General features: G+C 36.5%; 10 protein-coding genes. 9 read left to right on the top strand and 1 reads right to left on the bottom strand.

What is annotated here, in order from left to right:
• Positions 1-28 precede the first annotated feature (28 nt).
• The 9 genes from VB776_RS18020 to VB776_RS17980 all read left to right on the top strand — a co-directional run bounded on the left by VB776_RS18020 (position 29) and on the right by VB776_RS17980 (position 18465).
• Positions 29-1555, top strand: a complete 1527-nt coding sequence (locus VB776_RS18020; RefSeq protein WP_323698270.1) for an MFS transporter — start codon at positions 29-31, stop codon at positions 1553-1555.
• 53 nt (positions 1556-1608) lie between these two features.
• Entirely contained in the window at positions 1609-5178 is a 3570-nt protein-coding gene (locus VB776_RS18015; RefSeq protein WP_323698269.1) for a PVC-type heme-binding CxxCH protein, read from the top strand.
• Positions 5179-5210: 32 nt separating this feature from the next.
• A complete protein-coding gene (locus VB776_RS18010; RefSeq protein WP_323698268.1) occupies positions 5211-5975 on the top strand; it encodes a ThuA domain-containing protein in 765 nt (254 codons plus the stop codon).
• Between the two features lie 84 nt (positions 5976-6059).
• Positions 6060-7181, top strand: coding sequence for a Gfo/Idh/MocA family protein (locus tag VB776_RS18005; protein WP_323698267.1), 1122 nt, complete (start codon positions 6060-6062; stop codon positions 7179-7181).
• An 86-nt stretch (positions 7182-7267) separates the two neighbouring features.
• Positions 7268-8116: a sugar phosphate isomerase/epimerase family protein gene (locus VB776_RS18000; protein ID WP_323698266.1), complete on the top strand. Its 849-nt coding sequence runs from the start codon at positions 7268-7270 to the stop codon at positions 8114-8116.
• A gap of 319 nt (positions 8117-8435) precedes the next feature.
• Entirely contained in the window at positions 8436-11195 is a 2760-nt protein-coding gene (locus VB776_RS17995; RefSeq protein WP_323698265.1) for a family 78 glycoside hydrolase catalytic domain, read from the top strand.
• Positions 11196-11206: 11 nt separating this feature from the next.
• The gene (locus tag VB776_RS17990) at positions 11207-12313 is read left to right on the top strand and encodes a glycoside hydrolase family protein (RefSeq protein WP_323698264.1); all 1107 of its coding nucleotides are present in this window, start codon (positions 11207-11209) and stop codon (positions 12311-12313) included.
• Between the two features lie 225 nt (positions 12314-12538).
• A complete protein-coding gene (galB, locus tag VB776_RS17985; RefSeq protein ID WP_323698263.1) occupies positions 12539-14950 on the top strand; it encodes a beta-galactosidase GalB in 2412 nt (803 codons plus the stop codon).
• A gap of 5 nt (positions 14951-14955) precedes the next feature.
• On the top strand, positions 14956-18465 hold the full coding sequence (locus VB776_RS17980) for a glycosyl hydrolase (RefSeq protein ID WP_323698262.1): 3510 nt from the start codon (positions 14956-14958) through the stop codon (positions 18463-18465).
• A 114-nt stretch (positions 18466-18579) separates the two neighbouring features.
• Here VB776_RS17980 and VB776_RS17975 read toward each other — a convergent pair whose 3' ends face one another.
• Entirely contained in the window at positions 18580-18753 is a 174-nt protein-coding gene (locus VB776_RS17975) for a hypothetical protein (RefSeq protein WP_323698261.1), read from the bottom strand.
• Between the last annotated feature and the right edge of the window lie 124 nt (positions 18754-18877).

Raw genomic sequence — 18877 nt, 5'->3', positions numbered from 1 at the left:
AGAATAATATTTTATTCTGAGTATAACTATGAATTCACTTAACAAACTAGAAAACAATTCTCAAGCTGATACTGCCCATCAACGTTTATTTTGGGGTTGTTTTATGGTATTAGTTGCCTCGGCGTTTGGTTTTGTTTTTCGTGCTTTTTTAATGGCACAATGGGGAACACAATTTGGACTAAGTAAAACCCAACAAGGCGAAATTTTTGGCGTAAGCTTTTGGCCTTTCGGAATTAGCATTGTTTTCTTTAGTCTTATAATCGACCAAGTCGGCTATAAAAAATCAATGATTTTTGCCTTTATCTGTCATTCGCTTTCAGTAGTCATCACCATTTTTGCAGATGGTTACTGGATGCTTTACATTGGCACACTCTTGTTTGCATTGGGAAACGGTGCCGCCGAAGCGGTGGTAAATCCTGTAGTAGCAAGTATGTTCCCAAAAGAGAAGACAAAATGGTTGAATATTTTACACGCTGGCTGGCCAACAGGAATGGTTCTGGCAGGTTTGCTTGGTATTGGAATGTTACATTTCGAGTTCAATTGGAATATTATCATTGCTTTTATCATGTTGCCGACGCTGATTTATGCGTGGTTGATTTTTAATCAAGAATTTCCTGTTAACGAACGTGTAAAGGCTGGCGTTAGCTATTTAGAAATGCTAGAGGAAGTCGGAATTCTAGGCGCTTTAATCATCGTTTCTTTATGTGTTTTCCAATTGGGTAGTCTTTTTAACTGGTCAATAACGACAAACCTAATCACTATTGCTATTTTAACCAGTATTTTTGGATATTTTGTCCGTTCACTTGGGAGACCACTCTTTATTTTATTACTCTTAATTATGATTCCACTGGCTACTACCGAACTAGGCACAGATAGCTGGATTACGGATTTAATGACGCCCGAGATGAAAAAAGTAGGGTTACAAGGCGGTTGGGTTTTGATTTACACTTCATTAATCATGGCGATTTTAAGGTTTTATTCTGGACCAATCGTACACAAATTTTCACCTTTGGGTTTGTTGGCAGTTAGTGCATTAACAGCCTCAATTGGTTTGCAGTTTCTCTCATTTTCTACAGGTTTTGTCATCATTATTGCAGCCACCATTTATGCACTTGGTAAAACCTTTTTTTGGGGAACAATGCTTGGTGTGGTTTCTGAACAATTTCCCAAAGGCGGAGCTTTAGCTTTGAATTTTACAGGAGCTGTTGGGCAAGTAGGAGTAGGGGTAATCGGAGCAGTAATTCTTGGTTTTGTTCAAGATAAAGAATTTGATAAAAATCTTTATCTACATCATACAGAAATACATTCAAGTTACGTGAATAAAGAAAAAACAGGTTTGTTTGGTACTTATAAAGTACTTGATATTGATAAGTTCAATCAAGCAAATCCAAGAATAGTACAAACGATTGTACAAACTCAAGAAAACGCAAAAAAAGATGCTTTAAAGACCGTCTCACTCTTTCCAATCTTGATGTTGCTTTGCTATATCGCCTTAATATTTTACTTCAAATTCAAAGGTGGTTATAAGCCAGTTTTGTTGATTGATGAGGAATAATTCTTCACTGATTTTAAACCTATCCGAAGATTTAATTTTAACATTCAGTAAATATGAGAAAATGTATTTTACTGGTATTGGTTGGACTATTTTTCCAAACCTGTACCAATAATAAAAACTTGTCTGGAAAATCCGCAAGCAATGAAATTGCACAGCAAAAAGGAGCGAGAAGAGCAGAAGTATTATTTTTAGGACATAACAGTAAGCATCACGATTCAGGAAAGTATGCTCCTTGGCTTGCCATTAAGTTGTTTAAAAGTGGAATAAACTTAACCTATACCACCACCGTTAGCGATTTGAATGCCGAGAATCTCAGTAAATATGATGCTTTGATTATTTATGCAAATCACGATTCGCTTTCATCGTCGCAAGAATTAGCCTTGAAGAATTTTGTAGAAGGTGGAAAAGGGCTAATTCCTTTGCACTCTGCGGCAGGCTGTTTTAAAAATTCAGAATGGTATATTAAAACCATTGGCGGACAATTCAAATCGCATGAAGTAGGAACGTTTGCTACTACAATTGTAAATGCTTCTCATCCAATCATGAAAGGTATTACAGATTTCAGTACTTGGGATGAAACATACGTACATAAAAATACGAATCCTGACAGAAAAATCCTGACAGAAAGAGTGGAAAATGGCATTCACGAAGCTTATACTTGGGTAAGAAACCAAGGCAAAGGACGTGTTTTTTATACAGCTTATGGTCACAACGATAGCACTTGGACGAACCGAGGATTCTTGAATTTGCTAAGAAACGGCGTACTTTGGGCAATGGGTGATGATGTGAAAAAACGCATTACTCAATTGAACATTCCTGATGTTGATATTTATAATTCAGATTCAATTACAAATTATGCGGTTCGTCATAATGTGCCAAAAATTCAAGAAGCTTTATCGCCTGAACAATCACAAAAATTAACACAAGTAGCGGTTGATTTTGACGTAAAACTTTTTGCCTCTGAACCTGATATTATTAACCCAATCGCAATGGCTTGGGACGAAAAAGGGCGGTTATGGATTGTTGAATCTGTAGATTATCCGAATACTTTTAAAGAAACTGACGGAGTAGCCAATGACAGAATCAAGATTTGTGAAGATACCGACGGCGATGGTAAAGCAGATAAATTTACCGTTTTTGCTGACGATTTGAATATTCCGACCAGTATGGTTTTTGCGAATGGTGGCGTAATTGTTTCGATGGCACCGCATTTTGTGTTCTTGAAAGATACCAATGGCGACGATAAAGCCGATGTGCGAGAAATCATCATGTCGGGCTGGGGAAAAAATGATACGCACGCAGGCCCATCAAATTTACAATATGGTTTTGACAATAAAATTTGGGGAGTTTTGGGCTTTTCGGGTTTCAATGCCCTTGTGGATGGAAAAAAACAAAGCTTCGGACAAGGAGTATATCGTTTCAGTCCGAATGGTAAAAATCTTGAATACTTGTCTTCAACCAGCAATAATACTTGGGGTTTAGGTTTTTCGGAAGATAATAACGTCTTTATTTCAACTGCCAATAATACGCACAGTGCCTATTATTCAATGCCAACCAAGCTTACACAGCGTACTTTTCAAGGCGGTATTCAGCCAGTACAAAAAATTGATGGACATTATGACGTTCACGTAATGACGCCAAATTTACGCCAAGTAGATGTGGTTGGAGGTTTCACGGCTGCCGCAGGACATCATTTATACACGGCAAGAAACTTCCCGAAAGAGTATTGGAACAGAATTGCTTTGGTGACAGAACCAACGGTGAGATTAATTCATAATGCCATTATTGAGCCAGATGGTGCGGGTTTTAAAGAAAAAGATGGCTGGAATTTAATGGCAAGTTCGGATGAATGGTTTGGACCGGTACATGCTGAAGTTGGTCCAGACGGAGCGGTTTGGGTAGCCGATTGGTATAATTTTATCATTCAGCACAATGTTTTTGTGCCAGCACAAGCACCTTCTGGAACAATTTTACCGCCAAATACCAACCAACCACACGGAAAAGGAAATGCTTTTTCAAGTCCTTTAAGAGATACCAATCATGGGAGAATCTACCGAGTAGTGTATAAAAATGCTAAAAAAGAGGTAAATCTGAAATTATCGAAAGAGGATATTCCAGGCTTATTGACAGCTTTAGAAAACGATAATATGTTTTGGAGAATGACTGCTCAACGTTTATTGGTTGAAAGTAACAATACTTCGGTTGCTCCAGCATTATACGCTATCATCAATAAAACGAACGTAGATGAAATTGGCTTAAATAGTCCAGCTGTTCATGCACTTTGGACACTCCACGGATTAAATCTTTTGGATGGCTCAAATCCAGAAGCATTACAAGTAGTTTTCAAAGCGATGTCGCATCCAGCAGCAGGTGTTCGTAAAGCTGCCATTGAAGTATTGCCAAAAAATCAGCAAGTATTCGAGAATATGCTGAAAAGTGGTGCTTTGTTTGACAAAAATCTGAATGTTCGTAAATCAGTTTTGTTGGCTATGGCAGAAGCTCCTGCTTCTGAAAGCTTAGGAGAAGTACTTTATAGTGCTTCGAAAGATGAGAAAAATGCGAAAGACGAATGGCTTTCAAAAGCATTATTTGCTGCTGCCATTACGCATGAAGATGGATTTATCAAAGCATTTAACAAAAACAGTGGCTCAGAGATCCAAGAATCTGCTTTTACAAAAAGTATCGTTGAAGCCATCAACAAAGAAGTATATACTTTGGGAAGAAGAAATGTGATGCAATACTCACCAAACGTAACGGGCAAAGAAATCATCATCAAAGCCAATATTGCTAAACCCAATAATAAAATTTTAGAAGGAGTAGTTTTGGCACAAGGCGATAAAAACAATGGCTACGCTTTATTTATTCAAGACGGAAAAGTTAAGCTAGTTTTCAATAAAGATGGTAAATCTGTTCAAACGGAAAGTACAGAAGCTTTACCCGAAAAATTTGAGTTAATCGCTGAAATTTCTGCCAACAAAGGTGCGACGATTAAAATTGATGGCAAAGTTGTGGCAAATACTAAAGGCGTGACTTTGTTCGAAAAACCATTAACAACCGCTCTGAGAACAGGGTTTGATTTTGAAGATGAAACCAAAATAAGTATTTATCAAGGAGCATTTAATCTAAATGGAAATCTTCAAAATGTTACGTTAGAACTTAAAAAGCCTAAAGTAATGGAAGCCAATCATGAGCATCATCATTCAAATAATGCTACCGAAGAAACAGAAATAAAAGCAGTTTCAACAGCTTCGACGATTGATTTGAAAATTGAAAAAGAATTGATGCAATTCGACCAAAAATTGATTCAAGTAAAAGCTGGTCAGAAAATTACTATCAACATCGAAAATCCAGATGGCATGCAACACAATTTTGTCATCATCAAACCGAATACGTTGAATAAAGTAGGAGCTGCGGCTGATTTATTAGCTCGTGACCCAAAAGGAGCAGAAAAGAATTATGTTCCCAAAATGCCAGAAGTACTATTTGCAACCAAATTAATTAATACTGACGAAACGGTAACGCTAGAATTCACCGCACCAAGCCAAGCAGGGGACTATACTTTTGTTTGTACTTTCCCGGGGCATTGGCGAGGTATGAACGGTATTTTAAGAATCGTAAAATAGCTTTTAAAGAATCATTTTAAAATAGATTGAACATGAAAATTTACAATTCATTTTTTTCTCGAATAGTCAAAAAAGGCACTTTATTGATGTTATTACTTTCAATAATTAGTCTTTCGTCAAGCTTGGCAAATCAGCCCAATTCCAAGAAAAAGAGTAAAAGTATTCGGGTTTTAATGGTAGGTGGTGGTTCCTCGCACGATTTTGACAAATGGTACAAAACCGCTGATGTTGAAACGCTTGAAAAAGATGGTTTAGCAAAAGTTACTTACACCAACGACCCGAAATCTATCTTGACAACATTGCCCGAAATCGACGTATTGATTTTGTGCAATAATCAGCCAATTGCTGATGAAGCAACCAGAAAAGCCATTTTTGATTTTGTAGAAGCTGGCAAAGGGTTGATTTTATGTCATGCCGCACTTTGGTACAACTGGGCTGATTGGTCGGCATACAATCAAAACTTGGTGAGTGGCGGTACACGTAACCACGACCGTTATGGGGCGTTTGATGTAAAAGTTGTGAATCCAAAGCATCCAATTACGAAGAAAACACAAATGCAATTTACCTTGAAAGATGAACTATATCATTTTCAAATTGACCCAAATGGACCGGGAATAGAAGTATTGGCAACAGGAAATGTGGCAGGTTCGGATAAAGTATATCCACTTTTATTCGTGGTAAAGCATCCGAAAGCAAAAATTGTTGGCTTTACATTAGGGCATGATGCTGAATCGCATAATTACTTGCCCTATCAAACTTTACTCAGAAATACCTTGAAATGGGTTGCGAAAAAGTAAAGATAAATATTGAGTGTTAGCTCTTTTTCAAATAGTTAAATAATAGAATAGTCGTTTATTCATAATTTCTTAAATAGTTTAGTCATGAGTCAGAAAAAAATTACGGTGGTTATTGTAGGAATGGGTTTTGGGAAAGAATTTATTCCTATTTATCAAAATCATCCCAATATCAAAGCGGTTGGTATTTGTACAAGAAATCCTAAAACGATAGATGAATTGGCAACAAAATTCAATTTAGACCGAAACTTATGTTTTGAAAATTTTGAAGATGTACCCCAAAGAGATGACGTCGATGCGATTCATATCGTAACGCCCGTGCCAGAACATGCACAGATGACACTCGCTTCGTTGAATGCCAATAAACACACGGCTTGTACGATTCCGATGGCGATGACGGTAGAAGATTGTAAAGCCATTGTTGATGCAAAACGCAAAGCCAACAAAGTATATATGATGATGGAAACAGCACTTTATACTCGTGAGTTTTTGTATGGTTTGAAGTTAGCTGAAACGGGTCAATTGGGTAGAATTCAGTTTGTTAGAGGTTCTCATATTCAAGATATGAGTATGGATGGTTGGGGAGAATATTGGAAAGGTTTCCCGCCGATGTTGAACGGTACGCACGCTATTTCACCTTTATTGCGTATCAATAATACTAAAGCAGAATCTGTGGTTTGTCACGGTTCAGGAAGATTGGGCGAAGATTTAACCAAACGTTATGGTTCGCCATTTGCGGTTGAAACAGCAACTTTTACTTTGAAAAATTCGAATGTTGTGGCAGAAGCTACTCGTTCTTTATTCGATGTAGTGCGTCAATATCGTGAAAGTTATGATGTTTATGGCGATAAAATGTCTTTCGAATGGGAGCAATTGCAAGATGAATCACATGTGATTTTTGATGGGGGAGAAAACGCTGTAAGAATTGATGTGCCTGATACCGACGAATTATTGATTGATGAAATTGCACATTTTACCAAAAGAGAAAAAATAGATGACCCAAATCACGTTTCCTTTTTACAAGGTGCTGGTCATGGTGGTTCTCATCCACATTTGGTACAGGAATTTGTGGCGGCAATCATCGAGAATAGAAACTCAGCGGTTGATGCCGACGTAGCAGCCAACTATACTTGTGCAGGGATTTGTGCGCATGAATCAGCGATGAATGGTGGGAAAAGAGTGTTTATCCCAGATTTTGAGCTAAAATAATAATTTAAAATAGGATTGAATATTAGGTTTTTTTTAACAGGAGAGTACTTTATTCTCCTGTTTTTATCATTTAAAATGAATTGAATATGCAATTTGGAGCAAGTACTTTTGTTTGGGCTTCACCCTTCACAACCGAAACTTTCGACATTGTTCATAAAGTTAAAAAAATGGGCTATGATATTATTGAAGTAGCCGTTGAAGATGCCGATAGAATAGATTGGCTAAAACTTAGAGAAATAGTTCGAGACATCGACTTAAAAGTAACCATCAGTGGAGCTTTTGGTGCAGACCGTGATATTTCGAGTACAGATGCTAAGGTTCGTGAGCAAGGGAAAAAGTACATCATTGACTGTATTAAAATTGCTGATTTTATGGGAAGTCCCATTTTTGGCGGACCAGTTTATTCGGCCGTTGGCAAAACTCGTTTGGTTGCCAAAGAACAAAAAAAGCAAGAAAGAACATGGTGTATTGAAACGCTACAAGAAGTAGGTAAAATTGCCCAAGATTATGGAATTGTGGTAGGAGTAGAGCCTTTGAATCGTTTTGAAACCGATATGATTAATACGGTTGACCAAGTGATTTCTTTGGTAAAAGAAGTATCAAATCCTAATATTCAAATTGTCATGGATACCTTTCATGCCAACATTGAAGAGAAAAATATTCCAAATGCCATTCGAAAAATTGGTAAAGATTTACTCTGTCATGTACAAGGAAATGAAAGCGACCGTGGAACACCCGGAACAGGTCATTTAGATTGGCAAGGAATTAAAGAAGCATTGTTAGAAATTGATTATCAAGGAGCTATCGTGGTAGAAACTTTTGGTGCACCGTCTAAAGAATTAGCCAGAGCTGCGTCCATTTGGCGACCATTGGCAAACAGTGCCGACGAATTAGCCCAGGAAGGACTAGATTTTTATCAAGCAATGTTTAGGTAAAAATGTTATTAGTTGTAGATAGAAAACATTAACCATTTGATTTTATAATAGGAAGTCTGATAAGGCACAGTTTATAGCTGTGAATTATCAGACTTTTTTTGTAGCTATGCAGTAGCTAAAAGAACAAAGTTTATTATGCACAAATTGTACAATATTTCTCTATCTGTTAAAGATAAAATTGTATAATACATTGAGAAAATGGTACAAATATGTACTTTTAGCTATTATTACCTTTGTAAGCTGTAAAATCTATTCCTAAAAGTTAACATAAAATAGAAAATCATTCTTATTAATCTCAGCCATCAGCATACCTTTTTATATGAAAAAAATTATATTCATTCTTTGCTGTTTGTTATCATTTGGAGCAATAGCACAAGACTTACAAATCAGTCATTTACGTTGCGAATATCGCTTGAATCCGCTTGGTGTTCAAACGAAGACACCAAACCTTAGCTGGCAAATTCAATCTTCACAAAGAAATGTTTTACAAATTGCTTATCAAATTTTAGTAGCTGATAGTCCCGAAACATTGGCTAAAAACCAAGGTAACGTTTGGGATTCTGGTAAAACCTTATCTGATAATTCTATCCAAGTAAAGTATGAAGGAAAGCCTTTGTTAGCCACCAAAACCTATTTTTGGAAAGTAAAAATCTGGGATAACCAACAACATACAACAGCTTGGAGTAAAGCATATTTCTGGCAAATGGGCTTATTGAACAAAGCCGATTGGAAAGGTGCGAATTGGATTGCTTATGAAAAATTAGCTGATACTTTGGTCAACAATTTACCGACGGATGGCAAAAAAGACAAAGTACAAGGAAGTAATATTTTACCTATTTTTAGAAAAAGCTTTACTGTGGCAAAAACAGTAAAAAAAGCGACGATGTTTATTGCTGGTTTAGGACATTTTGAAATGAGTTTAAACGGCAAAAAAGTTGGTGACCATTTTTTAGATGCAGGTTGGACAAAGTACGACAAACAAGCACAGTATGTAACCTTTGATTTAACGAAAGAAATTCAACAAGGTAAGAATGCCATTGGAGTAATGTTGGGAAACGGCTTTTATTATATTCCGCCTGTAAAAGACCGTTATAGAAAATTAAAAGTGACTTTTGGTTTTCCAAAAATGATTTGCCGATTGGCTTTAGAGTATTCAGATGGTTCTACAGCCACAATTTTAAGTGATAATACTTGGAAAATGTCGCCAAGTCCAATCACTTTTTCAAGCATTTATGGAGGCGAAAATTACAATGCCAATTTAGAACAAAAAGGTTGGGATAAACCAACTTTCAACGACCAATCTTGGAAATCAGCCATGATTGTTGACGGTGATATTGAGCTTGTTGCTCAAATGCAAGACCCCATAAAAGTCTTCGATAATTTTTCTGCAAAAAGTATTAAAAAGCTTACTTCAGGCAATTGGGTTTATGATTTAGGACAAAATGCTTCTGGCATTATTCAGTTGAAAGTAAAAGGAACAATGGGCGACACCGTGCGTGTTATTCCTGCGGAATTGCTTAATGCAGATGGTTCAGCCAATCAAAAAGCTTCTGGAAGTCCTTATTATTTTGAATACATTTTAAAAGGAGATGGCATAGAAACTTGGCAACCGAGATTTTCTTATTATGGTTTCAGGTATTTAGAAGTAAAAGGTGCTGTACCACAAGGCGAAGAAAATCCACAAAATAAAGTCGCTTTACTTGATTTAAAAGGTTTGCACATCCGAAATGCCGCTGAAACCGCTGGAGATTTTAGCAGTTCTAATGAATTGTTCAATAAAACTAAAGAATTGATAGATTGGGGTATCAAGAGTAATATGGTTTCTGTGTTTACAGATTGCCCGCATCGTGAAAAATTGGGTTGGTTAGAAGAATTGCATTTGGTAGGAAGTTCAGTTCGCTATAATTATCAAGCTCAAAATTTATTCAAAAAAGGTATTCAGGATATGAAGCATTCGCAAACTGCCGAAGGACTCATTCCAGAAATCGCCCCAGAATATGTAAAATTTGAATGGGGCGGTGGTATGTTTAGAGATTCGCCTGAATGGGGGAGTAGCGGAATCATCGTGCCTTGGTATTTATATGAATGGTATGGCGAAAAAAGAGAACTGGAAGAAAGTTACCCAATGATGAAACGCTATGTAGATTATTTGATTACAAAAGGTAAAAATAATATTCTATCACAAGGTTTGGGCGATTGGTACGACCTTGGACCAAAGCCACCGGGCGTTTCGCAATTAACGCCAATGGGCGTTACAGGTACGGCAATTTTCTATTATGATTTAACCATTATGGAAAAAATCGCCAATATTTTAGGTAAATCAGAAGATGCAAAGCAATACAAAACCTTATCAATTGAAGTAAAAAATGCTTTCAATAAAACCTTTTTCAATCCAATAACCAAACAATATGCTACTGGCAGTCAGACCGCCAATGCGATGGCAGTTTATATGAAATTGGTTGAGCCTGAATACAAAGAAGCAGTCATTGAAAACTTAATTCAAGAAATAAAAGGTAGAAATAATAGCCTAACGGCTGGAGATATTGGCTATCGTTATGTGCTAAGAGTATTAGAAAATGCTGGTCGTTCAGATGTGATTTTTGACATGAACAATCGCTCTGATGTGCCGGGTTATGGTTATCAATTAGCCAAAGGTGCTACGGCTTTGACGGAATCTTGGCAAGCACTTCCAACGGTTTCAAACAATCATTTTATGTTGGGACATTTAATGGAATGGTTTTATGCGGGCGTTTTAGGCATCAAACAGCCAGAAAATTCTCAGGCTTTTAAACAGATTGAAATCAATCCACAAGTAGTAGGCGACCTTACTTTTGCGAAAGGTTATTATGATTCACCTTTTGGGAAAATACAATCGGAATGGAAAAAGGACGCAAATACTTTTGAATTAAAAGTAAGTATTCCAGCCAATACTTCTGCCAAAATTTATTTGCCTTCAAAAGCGAATACAAGTATTAAAGAACTCATTACTAATAAAAATATCAAACCACTAAAATTTGAAAAAGGTAAATCAATCGTGGAAATCGGTTCAGGGAATTATCATTTTATGGTAGAAAATTAAGCAATAATCTTATGAAAATTAGTAGTATAACTTTTATTGTAATTTCTCTTTTTTCAATATCTATACTTGCTCAAAAGGCAAATACTGATGTTACAGAAAGTGAAATGAAAGCCATTTACGAAGCAGTAAAAACACCTCATAAATATGGTTTGGTATTAACGCCAACAGATAATACTCAGAAAATGGATTGTCCGACGGTCTTTAAAAAAGCCAAAAAATGGTACATGAGTTACATTATTTACGGAGGAAGAGGTTATGAAACTTGGTTGGCAAAAAGTAATGATTTATTGCATTGGGAAAATGTTGGGAAGATAATGTCTTTCACAGATACTACCCAATGGGATAGCAATCAAAAAGCAGGTTACGTGGCTTTGCAAGATACCAAATGGGCTGGGAGTTATGCCTTGAAAAAGTATGATGGAAAATACTGGATGTCGTATTTTGGTGGAAATACTCGTGGTTATGAAGCTGGAGATTTATCAGCAGGAATGGCTTTTACTTCAGAAGACCCAACTGTGGCACACGAATGGCAACGAAAACCTGCACCAATTTTAACCGCTAAAGATGCTGATGTAAGATGGTGGGAAAATAGAAAACTTTTTAAAAGTACAGTCATTGAAGACAAAAAACGTTTGACAGGTCATCAATTCGTGATGTATTATAATGCCAATGGTGATTCTGCAAAAAATAATATTAAAACTCGTTGGTACGAGCGCATCGGAATGGCGGTTTCTGATAATATGTTGGATTGGAAACGCATGATTAATGAGCCAGTCGTTCATCATCCCGTTGGAATTACGGGCGACCCACAACTTCAAAAAATCGGCGATACTTGGGTAATGTTTTATTTTGGAGCGTTCTGGAAAGATAGAAAAGGAGCATTTAATCGTTTTGCTGCTTCCAAAGATTTAATTCATTGGACAGATTGGAACGGTGCAAATTTGGTTGAATCGTCTGAACCTTATGATGAATTGTATGCGCATAAATCCTATGTGATGAAGTACAAAGGCGTAGTCTATCATTTTTACTGTGCCGTCAACAAAAATGACCAAAGAGGTATTGCCGTGGCTACTTCTAAAGATTTAGGGAAAAGTATCTTGAATTTTGTGGCTCATTAAGGTTTTTACTTTAATCCTTGCATTTATTAGCATTTGTAAAATAAATAAAGGCTGATTACTGGAATTTTTTCTAATTGTAGTGGCAACTCTTGCAGTTGCCGTTTAATCCAGGCAACTGCAAGAGTTGCCGCTACATATTATTTTGGATAAAGTATTATGTATCAATTTTTAACTCACAATTCATCATTATAACATTCAGACATTGTTTGAATCATGTCAATTTCAATGAAGAAATACTTTTATATATTATTACTTATTACCATTTCGGTTGATTGTTTTGCTCAACCGAAAAGTAGAGAAATCATCGATTTTAATAAATCTTGGAAATTTTCATTTGACAATAATGAAAAGGCAATTACGAATCAGTTCAATGATGCGAATTGGCGAGTACTGAATCTTCCCCACGATTGGAGTATTGAAGGGCAATTTAGCGAACAACATTTATCAACAACACAAGGCGGTGCATTGCCTACTGGTTTGGCGTGGTACAGAAAAAGTTTTTCATTGCCAGCGACTGCTCAAAATAAAGTAGTTTGGATAGAGTTTGATGGCGTGTATCGCAACAGCGAAGTTTGGATTAATGGACATTATTTAGGCAAACGTCCAAGTGGTTATACTTCTTTCCGTTATGAATTATCGAAATTTTTAAAATTTGGGAAAGAAAAAAACGTCATTGCCGTAAAAGTTGATAATTCAGAACAACCGAATTCTCGTTGGTACACTGGTTCAGGAATTTATAGAAATGTGCGTTTAGTTATTACTTCAAAAATTGCCATCAACCAATGGGGCGTTTTTGCGACGACTCCCAAATTAAGTGAAGATGAAGCTGAAATAAAGGTTGAAGTAAATTTGCTAAATCGTATAAATGGAAGTCAAATTGTTGATATTCAGAATATTATTGTCGATTCAGAAGGAAAAGTAATTGTTAGTGAACAGACTAAAAACCTATCTTTAAAAGACAGCACTGGAAAGTATTTTCAATTGTTGAAAATCAAAAAACCTCAATTGTGGTCGATTGAAAAACCATATTTGTACAAAGTAATTACCAAAGTTTTCCAGCAAAACCATGAAGTAGATGTTTATGAAACATCTTTAGGAATTCGTTTTTTCAATTTTGAAACAGAAAAAGGGTTTTCATTAAATGGAAAACCAACCAAAATACAAGGTGTTTGTATGCACCATGATTTGGGTGCTTTGGGTGCGGCTGTGAATGTAAGAGCGATGGAACGTCAGCTTGAGATTTTAAAAGCGATGGGCTGTAATGGTATCAGAACGGCACATAATCCTCCTGCACCAGAGTTTTTAGATTTATGCGACAAGATGGGCTTTATCGTCATGGATGAAGCTTTTGATATGTGGAAGAAAAGAAAATCTAAAAAAGATTACTCTTCAGATTGGACGGCTTGGCATCAAAAAGATTTGGAAGATTTTATCAAAAGAGACCGAAATCATCCTTCGATTTTTATGTGGAGTATCGGAAATGAAATCAGAGAACAATTTGACAGTACGGGTATCACGATTACCAGAGAGCTTGCTCAAATCGTCAAGAAATTAGATAATACTCGTTTAGTTACTTCTGCTTTGACAGAAAATGTTCCTGATAAAAATTTCATTTTTCAGTCGGGTGCCTTGGATTTATTAGGCTTTAATTATAAACACGAAGGCTACACAGATTTTCTCAAGAATTTCCCGAAGCAAAAATTTATTGCTTCTGAAACTGCCTCAGCTTTGGAATCGAGAGGACGTTATGAAATGCCTCAAGAAAATATTCAATTTTCATCCAGAGACGTAAAAACGCAAGTCAGAAATACCGATTGGACTACCTCAGCCTATGATAATGTAGCCGCTTATTGGGGAACGACGCACGAAGAAGCTTGGAAAGCAGTAAAAAATGCACCTTACATCGCAGGTACTTATGTGTGGACGGGTTTTGATTATTTAGGCGAACCACATCCATATCCGTGGCCAGCACGCAGTTCTTATTTTGGAATTATAGATTTAGCGGGCTTCCCGAAAGACGTTTACTATATGTATCAAAGTGAGTGGACCGAAAAACCTGTACTTCATTTATTGCCACATTGGAATTGGGAAAAAGGCAAAACGGTAGAAGTATGGGCATATTATTCGCAAGCGGATGAAGTAGAGCTGTTTTTGAACGATAAATCTTTAGGTATTAGAAAAAAAGGCATCAATGATTTTCATGTAAAGTGGTCGGTTAATTACGAAGCAGGTACTTTAAAAGCCGTTTCAAGAAAAGATGGAAAAATCGTACTCACGGAAGAAGTAAAAACAGCAGGCAAAGCTTTTAAAATTAAATTATCAGCAGACCGCCAAAGTATCAAAGCCAATGGTGAAGATTTATCATTTATCAGAGTAAGTATTGTGGATGAAAACGGCAATTTAGTGCCAGAAGCTAATCATTTGGTGAATTTTAGCTTGGAAGGACAAGGTTCAATAGCGGGCGTTGATAATGGTTATCAAGCAAGTTTAGAACCTTTCAAAGCAAATTATCGAAGAGCATTCAATGGACTTTGTTTGGCGATTGTTCAGGCTTCTGAAAAAGCAGGAAAGATTACATTGAAAGCCAGTGCAGAAGGTTTACAGTCGGATACGATTATGATAGAAACTATAAAATGAGCAAAGTGAAATTTCAAATAAATAGGAGGGAAGCCAGTTTCGGAAGGCTTTTTGTATTGATTTTTACGTTTTTTATTTTCAATAAAAACCTTTCTTTGGCACAAAAACAAAAAGGTTTAAGTATCATTATTCCTCAAACTGAAAAGAGTATCAAAGATTCAAAACCGTGGGTATTTTGGTATTGGATGCAAGCCGCTGTTTCTAAAGAAGGCATTACTGCTGATTTGGAAGCCATGAAAAAAGCAGGCATCGGTGGTGCATACTTAATGCCGATAAAAGGGGCGACGAATCCGCCAATTTTTACGCCAGTGGTTGAACAACTTAGTCCGCTTTGGTGGGAAATGGTGAAACACGCAATGAGCGAAGCTGCCCGACTAAACTTAGAAATGGGCATGCACGTAAGTGATGGTTTTGCCTTGGCGGGTGGACCTTGGATTACGCCAGCACTTTCCATGCAAAAAGTTGTTTCGTCCAAACTAAATATTAAAGGAAGTCAATACCTTGATATTCAATTACCTCAGCCTGAAAAAAATGAAAACTATTATGAAGATATTGCTGTTTATGCTTTTCCTTCTTTAACAGGAACTGGGCAATCTACTAAAACCATTGTTCCAATTGTTACTTCCAATAAAGCAGACATCAATCCTCAGTTTTTGGTAAAAGAAGGCAATAAAGAAGGGTTTAAAAGTGATGAACCTTGCTGGATTCAGTACGCTTTTGAAAAGCCATTTACTTGTAGAACCATCGTAGTAAAAACAGGCGGGAACAATTACCAAGCTCAACGTTTATTGATTGAAGTAAGTGATGATGGCAAAAACTTTCGTTCAATTGGAAGGTTAGAATCTCCTAGACATGGCTGGCAAGATACAGATGCCGACATTACGCATTCAATAGTCCCAACTACAGCAAAGTATTTCCGATTTGTTTATGATAAAACTGGAACAGAACCGGGAGCAGAAGATTTAGATGCAGCTAAGTGGAAACCAAGTTTCAAAACTATTGGCATTGAACTTTCTGCTGAACCTTTTCTTCATCAATTTGAAGGAAAAGCTGCCGAAGTTTGGCGGATAAGTAAGGCTTCAACAAGCGAGCAATTGGCAGATAGTATTTGTGTTCCTCAACAAAAAATTATTAATATTTCGGATAAAGTATCAGCAGATGGACGATTAGTTTGGGATGTTCCAGCAGGTTCATGGACGATTGTTAGAATCGGACATACTTCTACGGGGCATACTAATGCAACTGGTGGTGCTGGAAAAGGACTGGAGTGCGATAAATTTAATCCCGAAGCCATTAAATTACAATTCGATAAATGGTATGGCGAAGCGCAACGTCAACTTGGTTCGGAGTTGAGTAAAAAAGCTTTAAAGGTTTTTCATGTAGATAGTTGGGAATGTGGAAGTCAGAACTGGTCGCCTGTTTTCAGAGAGGAATTTAAGCAAAGAAGAGGTTACGATTTGTTGCCTTATTTGCCAATCGTTGCAGGAATTCCAGTTGAAAATGCGGAATTTTCAGAGCAATTTTTATACGATTTTCGCCAAACAGTTTCAGAATTAGTTGTTGATACTTTTTATAAAACCTTAGCTGATTTAGCAAAAGAAAATGGCGTAAAATTCACGGCTGAAAGTGTAGCACCAACCATGACAAGTGATGGATTAGCACATTATAAATTAGTCGATGTGCCAATGGGAGAATTTTGGTTGAATAGTCCTACTCACGATAAACCAAATGATATGTTGGATGCTATTTCAGCAGGACATATTTATGGAAAACCCATCATTCAAGCAGAAGCATTTACTACTTTGCGAATGACTTGGAACGAACATCCAGCCATGTTGAAAACACTCCAAGACCGAAATTATGCTTTGGGAATCAATAAATTAGTGTATCATGTTTTCATGCACAATCCTTGGTTAGACAGAAAACCTGGAATGACTTTAGATGGAGTAGGTTTATATTTTCAACGAGACCAAACTTGGTGGAAAGCAGGAAAAGCTTGGGTTGACTATGCACAGCGTTGTCAGTCATTATTACAAAAAGGCTTTCCTGTAACCGATTTAGCCGTTTTTATTGGAGATGAAATTCCAAGACGTTCTGTTTTACCAGATAGATTAGTACCAACATTAACGGGACTTTTTGGGAAAGAAGTAATGGAGCAAGAAGTAAAACGATTGAAAAATGAAGGTCAGCCTTTAAGACAAATTCCTACAAGTGTAACGCATTCAGCTAATATGGCTGACCCAGAAAATTGGGTAAATGCTTTGCGTGGTTATGCTTATGATTCATTCAATCCTGATGCTTTATTGAATACTGCTAAAGTAAAAAATGGGAAAGTGATTTTTGGCGATGGCACCAGTTACAGTGCCTTGATTTTACCTAAAAAACACGCAATGACTCCCAATGCTAATACAATGTCGGCACAAACGGCTGAAAAATTATTAGCCTTGGTGAACGAAGGTGCAACATTGATTATTGGTGATAAGCCAGAATTTGAAGCAGGAACAAAAAGAAATAAAGCCCTTGAAAACTTTGCGAAACAATGTTGGGAAGGAGATTTTGAGGTAATGATGGATGGTTCTGACAAAATTTTCTATAAAAATGTAGGTAAAGGAAAAGTGGTAAAAAGTCCTTTTGAAGCTAATACTTTAGCGAAATTGGGCATCGAACAAGATGTAATTGTGAAAGATGAACAAGGAAATTATGCCAAAGGAATTGCTTGGACACACAGAAAAGCATCAGATTTAGAATTATACTTTCTTGCAAATCAGCAAAATACTGAAAGAGTATTAAGTTTCTCTTTAAGAGCGAATGGAAAATGTATTCAATTGTACGATGCCGTGAGCGATAAAACTTTTACGCCAACATCATGGAAAGTTGAAAATGGCAGAACGATTTTAACCCTGAAGTTAGAAGCCAATGCTTCTGTTTTTGTGATTTTTAAAAACAGCTTTGTCAACTTTTCGAAAGTTGTCAAAGTTAAAGTAAACACTGGTAAAGCTAAAAACTGGCAAGAATTTAAAGCTATCCAAACGTTAGATAAAGCTTGGAAAGTAGATTTTGAAAATTCAAAAACGAATCAAAAAATCACAAAAACTTTTGAAAAGCTAAACGATTGGACAGTAAGTTCAGATTCTTTGATTCGTTATTATGCTGGTACGGCTAATTATCATCAAAATTTTGAAGTAAGTACTTTACCTAAGAAAAATCAAGAAATTTGGTTGGATTTAGGCAAAGTAGCCAATCTTGCCGAAGTAAAAGTAAATGGAATTGCTTGCGGAATTGTTTGGACAGCACCTTACCGAGTGGATATCAGCAAAGCTTTAAAATTGGGTAAAAACGAACTCAGCATCGAAGTAACCAATACTTGGGCAAATCGATTAATTGGAGATACGCTTTTGCCAGAAAGCCAAAGAACAACAAATACAACTGCCCCGATGAAATATTTAAACACCAAAACATTATATGAATCAGGCTTGATTGGACCAGTTAAGCTTTTACAAAGTGAAGAAAACTGATAATTCAATTGTGTATTTTACTCTAAAAAAAGTTGTTGCGAATTTTAAAATCGAAGAAAAGCGGTCAAAATTAGTTTTTTGACCGCTTTTCTTCGATTGGTGGACAACGAATTCCTACTGTTTGAGCGGAGCGAGTTTAGGAATTCTTGATTTTCTTTTGCGGTCCGCCGCTGCGGTTACTTTTCTTTCATCAAGGAAAGAAAAGTAAGGACTAGATGATAATAAATAAGGAGACATCTCAATCTGTCCAATAAAGAGACTATTATCTGAAAATTCGAGATGAATCATTTTTCGGTAGTGTAAAACAAGTAATGTTCTCTATCATTTTAGATTAACTTTGGTATAACTTTGTGTAAAAAGAGTTATTTACTCAAACTTGTATTATTCTATGTTATCGTGTCCTAGTTGTAAA

Source organism: Arcicella gelida, assembly GCF_034931025.1.
Lineage (GTDB): Bacteria > Bacteroidota > Bacteroidia > Cytophagales > Spirosomataceae > Arcicella > Arcicella gelida.
Note: the sequence above shows the minus strand (reverse complement) of the source record. Positions and strands in the feature narration are given on the sequence as shown.

Excerpts from the sequence above, each read along its gene's own strand:
- VB776_RS18020 (WP_323698270.1), top strand. The coding sequence starts at position 29 with ATGAATTCACTTAACAAACTAGAAAACAATTCTCAAGCTGATACTGCC.
- VB776_RS18015 (WP_323698269.1), top strand. The coding sequence starts at position 1,609 with ATGAGAAAATGTATTTTACTGGTATTGGTTGGACTATTTTTCCAAACC.
- VB776_RS18010 (WP_323698268.1), top strand. The coding sequence starts at position 5,211 with ATGAAAATTTACAATTCATTTTTTTCTCGAATAGTCAAAAAAGGCACT.
- VB776_RS18005 (WP_323698267.1), top strand. The coding sequence starts at position 6,060 with ATGAGTCAGAAAAAAATTACGGTGGTTATTGTAGGAATGGGTTTTGGG.
- VB776_RS18000 (WP_323698266.1), top strand. The coding sequence starts at position 7,268 with ATGCAATTTGGAGCAAGTACTTTTGTTTGGGCTTCACCCTTCACAACC.
- VB776_RS17995 (WP_323698265.1), top strand. The coding sequence starts at position 8,436 with ATGAAAAAAATTATATTCATTCTTTGCTGTTTGTTATCATTTGGAGCA.
- VB776_RS17990 (WP_323698264.1), top strand. The coding sequence starts at position 11,207 with ATGAAAATTAGTAGTATAACTTTTATTGTAATTTCTCTTTTTTCAATA.
- galB (WP_323698263.1), top strand. The coding sequence starts at position 12,539 with ATGAAGAAATACTTTTATATATTATTACTTATTACCATTTCGGTTGAT.
- VB776_RS17975 (WP_323698261.1), bottom strand. The coding sequence starts at position 18,753 with ATGATTCATCTCGAATTTTCAGATAATAGTCTCTTTATTGGACAGATT.